This window comes from Pseudonocardia sulfidoxydans NBRC 16205, from assembly GCF_007989085.1.
Lineage (GTDB): Bacteria > Actinomycetota > Actinomycetes > Mycobacteriales > Pseudonocardiaceae > Pseudonocardia > Pseudonocardia sulfidoxydans.
The window spans coordinates 1-653 of the sequence record NZ_BJVJ01000201.1 but is presented as its reverse complement, the minus strand read 5'-3'; the positions used below and the strand labels follow the sequence as shown (position 1 = coordinate 653).

General features: G+C 69.8%; 1 protein-coding gene and 1 pseudogene. Both read right to left on the bottom strand.

Features of this window, described 5'->3' with window-relative positions:
- Window positions 1-397, bottom strand: a pseudogene (locus PSU4_RS31735) (hypothetical protein); the annotation flags it as partial.
- On the bottom strand, window positions 394-519 hold the full coding sequence (locus PSU4_RS32870; RefSeq protein WP_281290760.1) for a hypothetical protein: 126 nt from the start codon (window positions 517-519) through the stop codon (window positions 394-396). The gene PSU4_RS32870 and the pseudogene PSU4_RS31735, both read right to left, overlap by 4 nt.
- Between the last annotated feature and the right edge of the window lie 134 nt (window positions 520-653).

Sequence of the window (653 nt, the reverse complement as noted above, 5' to 3'; positions counted from 1 at the left end):
AGTTGTCAGGGCGCGAACTGTTCAGCCGCGCATCGTCAGGCGGAGAGCCGTTGGCGCGCAGTTCATCGGGCTGCGCATCGTCACGGGGCCATCCATTGCGAGGTGAGCTGTCGTCAGGCACGCCGGCAGTCCACGGATCGTCTCGACGCGCTCCGTCGACGTGCGAACCGTCGACGTGCGAACCGTCGACGTGCGAACCGTCGGCGTGCGAACCGTCGGCGTGCGAACCGTCGGCGCGCGAACCGTCGACGCGCGAACCGTCGACGTGCGAACCGTCGGCGTGCGAACCGTCGGCGCGCGAACCGACAGTGCGCGAACCATCTCGACGCAAACCAGCACGCGAACTGGCTGCGCCCGAACCGTTGACCGGCCGACCGTTCACCGGCAGACCGTTCACACGCGAATCGTCAGCCCGCGAACCGTCAGCCCGCGAACCGTCAGCGCGCGGACCGTCGAGCCGTGAACCGTCAGCGCGCGAACCAGCAGGACGCGAACCGTCAGCGCGCGGATCGTCAGCACGCGAACCGGCTGACGGCGGCCCACCCTGCCGGTACCCGTTCACGTTGCCGTGCCCAGGACCGTTGCCGTGCCCAGGACCGTTGCCGTGCCCAGGACCGTTGCCGTGCCCAGGACCGTTGCCGTGCCCAGGACCG